The sequence below is a fragment of the Streptomyces sp. NPDC048424 genome (assembly GCF_040651555.1).
GTDB lineage: Bacteria > Actinomycetota > Actinomycetes > Streptomycetales > Streptomycetaceae > Streptomyces.
In genome coordinates, this window is record NZ_JBEZKE010000034.1 from 66964 (window position 1) to 75563 (window position 8600).

Annotated in this window: 5 protein-coding genes; 2 read left to right on the forward strand and 3 right to left on the reverse strand. The window is 73.6% G+C overall.

The features are described 5' to 3' along the window. Positions 1-204: 204 nt before the first annotated feature. Positions 205-3336, forward strand: coding sequence for a molecular chaperone Hsp90 (locus AB0D29_RS32780; protein WP_362859225.1), 3132 nt, complete (start codon positions 205-207; stop codon positions 3334-3336). A gap of 585 nt (positions 3337-3921) precedes the next feature. On the opposite strand, the gene AB0D29_RS32785 is transcribed toward AB0D29_RS32780, so the two are convergent. After that, positions 3922-4725 carry an SGNH/GDSL hydrolase family protein gene (locus AB0D29_RS32785; RefSeq protein ID WP_362859227.1) on the reverse strand — a complete coding sequence of 268 codons (804 nt, stop codon included), beginning with the start codon at positions 4723-4725 and terminating at the stop codon, positions 3922-3924. Continuing rightward, positions 4712-5278 carry a PadR family transcriptional regulator gene (locus tag AB0D29_RS32790; protein ID WP_362859229.1) on the reverse strand — a complete coding sequence of 189 codons (567 nt, stop codon included), beginning with the start codon at positions 5276-5278 and terminating at the stop codon, positions 4712-4714. The genes AB0D29_RS32785 and AB0D29_RS32790 overlap by 14 nt, the downstream gene beginning before the upstream one ends. An 87-nt stretch (positions 5279-5365) precedes the next feature. On the opposite strand from AB0D29_RS32790, the gene AB0D29_RS32795 reads away from it, so the two are divergent. Continuing rightward, positions 5366-5794: a nuclear transport factor 2 family protein gene (locus AB0D29_RS32795; RefSeq protein WP_362859231.1), complete on the forward strand. Its 429-nt coding sequence runs from the start codon at positions 5366-5368 to the stop codon at positions 5792-5794. On the opposite strand, the gene AB0D29_RS32800 is transcribed toward AB0D29_RS32795, so the two are convergent. Then, positions 5791-8244: a cation-translocating P-type ATPase gene (locus AB0D29_RS32800; protein WP_362859232.1), complete on the reverse strand. Its 2454-nt coding sequence runs from the start codon at positions 8242-8244 to the stop codon at positions 5791-5793. The genes AB0D29_RS32795 and AB0D29_RS32800 overlap by 4 nt on opposite strands. Between the last annotated feature and the right edge of the window lie 356 nt (positions 8245-8600).

An 8600-nucleotide genomic window follows, 5' to 3' on the forward strand; every position in this document is an offset into this window, starting at 1 on the left:
GAACCCCGGCTGCCCGGGCCGCAGACGCCGGAACCCGGCCGACCGAACCGCAGCCGTGGAGCCCGGTGAGCCACCGGGATGCCGACGCCGTCGTGTTCGCGCACCTCACGGGCAGGGCGTGGTTCCGTACGCGATACCTTCAGGGGTCCGGAGGGCAACTCCGGAGGGCAACTCTTGACGGCAGCACAGCGTGGAGGCAGCGGCGTGAGCGTGCGAGTGACGGCGGCACAGAGCGGCGTGGACCCCTTCGGCACGGCCCGGCTGCGGCGCGGGGTGCTCGACGCCTGGGGCGCGGGCCCGGCCCGGTTCCGCGAGGACGCCAACGCCGAGGAGGACCTCGCGCTCGGCGGCTACCGGGACCGGCTCGTCATCGAGCTGGCGCAGAACGCCGCCGACGCCGCGGCCCGGGCCAAGGTGCCCGGCCGGCTGCGGCTCACCCTGCACGACGGCGAGAACGGCCACGCCCTGCTGGCCGTCGCCAACACCGGTGCCCCGCTCGACGCGACGGGCGTGGAGTCGCTGAGCACCCTGCGCGCCTCAGCCAAGCGCGAGCCCTCCGGTGACAGCGTCGGCCGCTTCGGCGTCGGCTTCGCCGCCGTCCTCGCCGTCTCCGACGAGCCCGCGGTGCTCGGCCGGCACGGCGGCGTCCGCTGGTCCCTGGCCGAGGCCCGCGAACTGGCTCGGGACGCCGCCGTCGGCAGCCCCGGCCTCGGCGACGAACTGCGCCGCCGCGACGGCCACGTCCCGCTGCTGCGGCTCCCGTTGCCCGCCGAGGGCACCGCCCCCGACGGCTACGACACCGTCGTGGTCCTCCCGCTGCGCGACGCCGCCGCCGAGGACCTCGTGGAGCGGCTGCTGTCGGGCATCGACGACGCCCTGCTGCTCACCCTGCCCGGGCTGCGCGAGGTCATCGTGGAGACCCCCGCCGGCGGCTCCCGCGCGCTGTACCGCCGCGACGAGGGCCCGTACACCGTCATCGAGGACACCACCGCGTCCGGCACCCACACCAGCCGCTGGCGCACCGTCCGCCACGGCGGCCCCATCGAGCGCGCCCTGCTCGCCGACCGGCCCGTCGAGGAACGGCTGCGCCCCGCCTGGGCGGTGTCCTGGGCCGTACCCGTCGACTCCGAAGGCGCCCCGCTGCGCCCGGCCACCGCGCCCGTGGTGCACGCGCCCACCCCCACCGACGAGCCACTGGGCATCCCGGCGCTGCTCATCGCGACCCTGCCGCTGGACACCACCCGCCGGCACCCCGCGCCCGGGCCGCTGACCGACTTCCTCGTGGAGCGCGCCGCCGACGCGTACGCCGAACTCCTCGGCGCCTGGGACCCGGTGAGCACCGCCCTCGTCGACCTGGTCCCCGGCCCGCTCGGCAAGGGCGAACTGGACGGGGCCCTGCGCCACGCCGTGCTCCAGCGGCTGCCCCGTACGGCCTTCCTCGCGCCGGCCGCACCGCCCGAGCACGCGGAGGAGCGCGCGGCCCTGCGCCCCTTCGAGGCCGAGGTGGTGGAGGGCGCGGGCGCCGACACCGTACGCGTCCTCGCCGAGGTCCTGCCGACGCTGCTGCCGGCGGGCCTGGAACGCCGCGCCGAACTGCGCACCCTGGGCGTGGGCCGGCTCCCGCTGGGCGATGCCATCGAGCGGATCGCCGGCATCGAGCGGACCCCCGAGTGGTGGCACCGGCTCTACGACAGCCTCGCCGGCGTGGACCCCGACCGGCTGTCCGGGCTGCCCGTGCCGCTCGCCGACGGCCGCACGACGATCGGGCCGCGCCACGTCCTGCTCCCGTACGCGGACACCCCGGTGGACCTGGCCCGGCTGGGGCTGAAGGTGGCCCACCCGGACGCGGCGCACCCGCTGCTGGAGAAGCTCGGAGCCCTGCCGGCCACGGCGCGGGCCGTGCTGACGACCCCGCAGGTGCGGGCCGCCGTCGCCGGCTCCCTCGACGCCGGGGAGGTCTGGGACGAGGACGCGGACACCCTGGACGCCGACGAGCTGGCCGAGGTGGTCCTGGGGCTGGCCCGCGACGCCGATCTGGCACCGGGCGACGAGCCCTGGCTGGGCGCGCTGGCCCTGCCCGACGAGGACGGCGAACTGGTCCCGGCCGGCGAACTGCTGATGCCCGGCTCGGCGCTCGCCTCCGTCATCCGCGAGGACGAGGTCCCGTACGTGGACGCCGAGCTGGCGCAGCGGTGGGGCGAGGGCCCGCTCACCGCGTGCGGGGTGCTGGCGACGTTCCAGCTGGTGCGCGCCACCGACGTGGTGCTCGATCCGGACGAACTGGAGCCCCGCGAAGGCGACTTCGCCGAGCCCGATGACGCGGGACTGCTGGACGCGGTGGACGTGTGGTGCGAGGACCTGCTGGACCAGCTGCCGGACACCCCGGTGCCGCCGGTGGCGACCGAGCTCGTCGCCGTACGGGACCTCGACCTGGTCGACGACGACTGCTGGCCGCAGGCCCTGGCGATGCTCGCGCAGCCGCCGCTGCGCGACGCGCTGACCCAGCCCGTACGGGTGCTGCTGCCCGACGGCACCACGCAGTCCGTGCGCTCGTACACCGCGTGGTGGCTGCGCGACCACCCGGTGCTCGACGGCCGCCGCCCGGCGGGTCTGCGCGCGGCGGGCGGCGACCCGCTGCTGGCGGGCCTCTACACCCCGGCGGATGCCACGGGCTTCGAGGACGAGCAGGTCCTGCGGGCGCTGGGCGTACGGACCACCGTGCCGGCCCTGCTGGACGAGCCCGGCGGCGCGGCCGAGCTGCTGGCCCGGCTCGCCGACCCGGAGCGCGAGGTGACGGGCCGACAGCTGCACGGCCTGTACGGGGCGCTGGCCGATCTCGACCCCGAGCAGGTCACCCTGCCGGACGAGCTGCGCGCGGTGGTGGACGGCGAGGTCCTGGTGGTGGACGCGGCCGACGCCGTGATCGCGGACGCCCCGGACCTGCTGCCGCTGACGGCGGGGCTCCCGCTGCTGCCGGTGCCGCCGTCGCGCGCGGCGGACCTCGCGGAGCTGCTCCAGGTGCGGCGCCTGTCGGAGACGGTCCCGGCGGAGGTGACGACGCCGGGTGAGGTGCACGAGGTCCCGGAGTCGGTGCGCGTGCTGCTGGGCCCGGCCACTCCGGTGACGTACGTGGAACACGAGGAGCTGGTCGCGGGCGGCACGGAACTCGACTGGCGCCGCACGCCCGACGGCACCCTCCACGCGTCCACGCTGGAAGGCGTGGCGGCGGGCCTCGCCTGGTCGGCGGGCCAGTGGCCGCGCCGCTTCGAGGTGGCGGCGCTACTGGAGGACCCGTCGCGCACGGCGGAACTGGCGCGGGACCGCTGGTTCGACTGAGCAACACCGGTCGCCTCCGGCGGGGCGGCAGGAGTGGGGCCGGTTGTGCGGGTCGGCTGCGCCGCTCGGGCCGGGTACGGGGGGCCGGTTGTGCCGGTCGGCTGCGCCGCTCGGGCGGGATACGGCGGGCCGGTTGTGACGGGGCCGGGCGCGCGCCGGGGTGTCTCCTCGGGCGCCGAACGTGTCGGGGGGTCGGAGCGTCTGGGCACCTTGCGTTCGACACCCTGCGGGGATCACCCCGACACACACCCGACCCCGCCCCAACCGGCCGGTTCGAGCCCAAGCCCTGCGACCATTCGGCTACGCCGAAAGCACTCCAGCCTTGGCGCACTACTCCGGCTTCGCCGCACCAAATCCAGCCTCGCCGCACCAAAATCCAGCCCCTCCGGCGTTTGAGGAGCGGGGCCCGGGGCGGAGCCCCGATCTTTGCGCCGCACCATCCGGCCTCGCCGCACCAGATTCAGCCTCGCCGGCGTTTGAGGCGCGGGGTGCGGGGCGGAGCCCCGGGCTTTGAGCCGCACCATGCAGCCTCGCCGCACCATCCGGCCTCGCCGGCGATTGAGGCGCGGGGCGGGGCCTTGGTCTTCAGGCTCGCGGCGATTGAGGGGCGGCGGGCGTCGCGCTCAGGGGGAGCAGGTGGGGGCGCTTCGCGGTGCGGCCGTCGCCCGAGGATCGGCCACGCAGCCGGCGGCCCAGCCAAGGGCCGAGGAACGTGGCGGCCCAGCGCAGTTCGGCCGCGGCGGACCGGCCGACGGGACGCGGCTGCGGCGGCAGCGGCAAGGTCCAGCTGTCGTCGCTGCCGGGCAGGCGAAGGGCGTGGGCCAGGGCCGCGGCGATCCGCTCGTGGCCGACGGAACTGGCGTGGAGGCGGTCCGTCGTCCACATCCGCGGGTCGGCCACGGCGGCCGGCCGGGCGGTCTCGGCGACGGTGACCCCATGACGGGCCGCCGCGGCACGGATGCGGTCGTTGAGGTCGGCTATGCGGGGCGAGAGCGGCCGGGCCAGGGGCACGACGCTGCCCAGGTCGGGGAAGGTCACGGTCGCCACGTGGGTGCCGGCGGCCGTGAGCGCGGCGAACATCTCCTCCAGCTGCCCGGCGACCTCCGCCGCGTCGAACCGGGGCCGGAGGATGTCGTTGACCCCGGCGACGACGGTGGCCAGGTCGGGCCGCAGGGCCAGCGCGGGGCCCAGCTGTTCGGCGCGCACCTGGCCGGCGAGGCGTCCCCGTACGGCCAGGTTGGCGTACTGGAGGCCGGGGTTGACGGCCGTGAGGTGTCCGGCGAGGCGGTCGGCGAAGCCGCGCAGGCCCGCCGTGTCGTCCCCGTCGCCGAGGCCTTCGGTCTGACTGTCGCCCAGGGCGACGTAGCGCAGGTACTCACCGTTCGGCACGGTTCAGCCCCTCCCTCAAGACGGCCGCGCTGCGGCGGCACCAGTCGCGATGGCCCTGTTCGAAGGCGATGCCGCGCAGGCCGGTCAGGTACCCGCCGATCCGTTCGCCGCGCAGCAGGTACTCCTCCTCGTCCATGTCGCCGCGCATCTTGCGCAGCACCCTGCCGAGGAGCTCGATCTTGGCCTCGGCCGCGGCGGCCCGTTCTTCGAGCTGTTCGATCACCGGCGCGGTGCCGATCCGGTCGGCGTTCTGGACCTTGACGAGCAGGTCGTCACGGATGACCAAGGGCTTCGACGCGGCTACGGCGAAGTCCTCCAGCTCGGCGCGCCCGGCGTCGGTGACCTGGAACATGCGCTTGTTGGGCCGGCTCTCCTGGACCACCTGGCGGCCCTCGACCAGCCCGTCCTTCTCCAGCTTGGTCAGCTCGGCGTAAAGCTGCTGGGGGGAGGCGTGCCAGAAGTTGGCGACGCCGATGTCGAACGACTTCGCCAGCTCGTACCCGCTGTACTCGCCGTCCAGCAGCGCCGCCAGTACGGCGTGTCTCAAGGCCATCGCAGCAGCCCCCTTCCCTTTCCTCGCCCTCCCGCGCATCATACTCACGAATATGACTACTCAATTTTATGAGTATGAGGAGGGGCCATGAGGGAACTGGACGCGCAGACCGCCGAACGCTTCCGCGCAGCCGTGGAGAAGCGCGATCTCACCGCGGTGGAGGACCTGTTCACCGAGGACGTCCGGCTCTACAGCCCGGTGAAGTTCACCCCCTTCGAGGGCCGCCCCATGGTGCTGGGCCTCTTCGGGGTCCTGCTGCGGATCTTCGAGGACTTCCGCTACGTCGGCCGCTTCGAGGGCGCGGCCGAGACGAGCGCCGACGGCACGGAGGCCCCCTCGGCGATCCTGGCCTTCCGCGCAACGGTGGACGGCAAGCAGATCCACGGCATCGACCTGCTCCAGTTCGACGAGGCGGGCCGCGTCAAGGAGTTCACGGTGATGGTCCGCCCCCAGTCCGCCGTCCAGGCCCTGGGCCAAGCAGTCCTCACCGGCCTACAGGCCGAGGGCCTCGCCTAGGCCGGGAACCTGCGGTTCACCCAGTGGAAGGTGAACTCGATCAGGGTCGCGGCGGCCGCGGCCACGGCTACCGCGATCCAGGGCACCGTCGTGCCCTCCAGCTTGAGCTGGAAGAAGTCCTGGAGCCACGGCACCACGAGGACGATCAGGAAGGCCGCGCCCATCGCGCCGACCAGGGCCACGCGCCACCACGTGTACGGGCGGGCGATGATCACCAGGACCCACATCGAGGTCAGGAACAGCGTGAGCGTCGCCGCGCTGCTCTCGGCCTCCAGGGCGCCCGGGCCGGTGTAGTGGTGGCGGGCGATCAGGTAGCTGATGAAGGTGGCCGTCGCCGCGATCACGCCGCCGGGGATCGCGTACCGCATCACCCGTTTCACGAAGTGCGGCTTCGCGCGCTCCTTGTTCGGGGCGAGGGCCAGGAAGAAGGCCGGGATGCCGATGGTGAGCGTGGACAGCAGCGTCAGGTGGCGGGGCAGGAAGGGGTACTCGACCTGCGAGCAGACCACCAGGATCGCGAGGAGGACCGAGTAGACCGTCTTGGTGAGGAAGAGGGTCGCGACCCGGGTGATGTTGCCGATCACGCGGCGGCCTTCGGCGACCACCGAGGGGAGGGTCGCGAAGCTGTTGTTGAGGAGGACGATCTGGGCGACGGCGCGGGTGGCTTCCGAGCCCGAGCCCATCGCGACGCCGATGTCCGCGTCCTTGAGGGCGAGCACGTCGTTGACGCCGTCGCCCGTCATGGCGACGGTGTGGCCCTTGGACTGGAGGGCCCCGACCATGTCCCGCTTCTGCTGCGGGGTCACGCGCCCGAAGACGGAGTTCTCGTCGAGGACCCGCGCCATGTCGGCCTGTTCGGTCGGCAGCTTGCGGGCGTCCACGGTGTTCTCCGCGCCCGGCAGCCCCAGCTTGCCGGCGACCGCACCGACGGAGACCGCGTTGTCGCCGGAGATGACCTTCGCCCTGACGTTCTGGTCGTCGAAGTAGCGCAGGGTGTCGGCCGCGTCGGGCCGCAGCCGCTGCTCCAGGACGACCAGGGCGGTCGGCCTGACCCCGGTGGCGACGTCCTCGTCGTCGAGCTCGCGGCCGGAGCGGGCCAGCAGCAGGACCCGTAGGCCCTGCTCGTTGAGCTCGTTGATCTCGTCGAGGGCCGGGTCCCCGGCGGGGAGCAGTACGTCGGGGGCCCCGAGCAGCCAGGTGTTGTTCTCACCGTCGCCCTCGCTGAAGCTGGCGCCGCTGTACTTGCGGGCGGAGGAGAAGGGCAGGGACTCGGTACAGCGCCACTCCGCGCTGTCGGGGTAGGCGTCGATGATCGCCTGCAGGCTGGCGTTGGGCCTCGGATCGGACTCGCCGAGCGCGCCGAGCACCTTCTTGACGTACGCCGGCTCCGCGCCGCCGAGCGGGCGCAGCTCGGTGACGTCCATGCCGCCCTCGGTGAGGGTGCCGGTCTTGTCGAGGCAGACCACGTCGACCCGGGCGAGGCCCTCGATGGCGGGCAGCTCCTGGACGAGGCACTGCTTGCGGCCTAGCCGGATCACGCCGATGGCGAAGGCCACGGAGGTGAGGAGGACGAGTCCCTCGGGGATCATCGGGACGATGCCGCCGACCGTCCGGGCGATGGAGTCCTTGAAGTTGTTCTCCTTGACGATCAGCTGGCTGATGATCAGGCCGATGGAGGTCGGGATCATCATCCAGGTGACGTACTTGAGGATGGTGGAGATGCCGGAGCGCAGCTCGGAGTGGACGAGCGTGAAGCGGGAGGCTTCTTCGGCGAGCTGGGCGGCGTAGGCCTCGCGGCCGACCTTGGTGGCGGTGAACGCGCCGCCGCCGGCGACGACGAACGAGCCGGACATGACCGGGTCGCCGGGCTTCTTGAGGACGGGGTCGGCCTCGCCGGTGAGGAGGGACTCGTCGATCTCCAGCCCCTCGGCCTCGCCGACGGCCCCGTCGACGACGACCTTGTCGCCGGGGCCGAGTTCGATGACGTCGCCCAGGACGATCTCGGAGGTGGAGATCTCCGCGGTCCGGCCGTCGCGGCGCACGCTCGGTTTGGCCTCGCCGATGACGGCGAGGCCGTCGAGGGTCTTCTTGGCGCGCAGTTCCTGGATGATGCCGATGCCGGTGTTCGCGATGATCACGAAGCCGAAGAGGCTGTCCTGGATGGGCGCGACGAGGAGCATGATCACCCAGAGCACGCCGATGATCGCGTTGAAGCGGGTGAAGACGTTGGCGCGGACGATCTCGGTGGTGGAGCGGCTGCTGCGGACGGGGACGTCGTTGACGTCGCCGCGCGCGACGCGCTCGGCGACCTCGGCGGTGGTCAGGCCGCCGGGCCTGAACCGGGGCGCGGGTGGCCGCACCGGGTGGACCGGATCGAGCTCCGCCCCCGCGTCGATGGCGGCGCCGGCCCGCTCCGGCCCGTCCTGATCGATCTTCGCCCGCTGCGTCATGTCTTCGACGTTAAGCGGGGTTCGAACGCTTCACCCGCCGAGCGGCGGGAAGATCCGACCTCGGGATGACCCGAATCGTCCGTTGGTAGGGCGGGGCCGGTTGCCTCCGGCGGTTCGGCAGGAGTGGGTTTGTTTGTGCCGGGGGCCGGGCCGGTTGGCTGCGCCGCTCGGGCCGGGGCTTCGGGGTGGGGGCCGGTTGTGACGGGGCCGGGCGCCGGTTGGCTGCGCCGCTCGGGCCGGGTGCGTGGGGGCCGGTTGTGCCGGGGCCGGGCGCGCGCCGGGGTGTCTCCTCGGACGTCGAACGTGTCGGGAGGTCGGAGAGCTCGGCGGCAGTGCGTTCGACGCCCTGCGGGGAT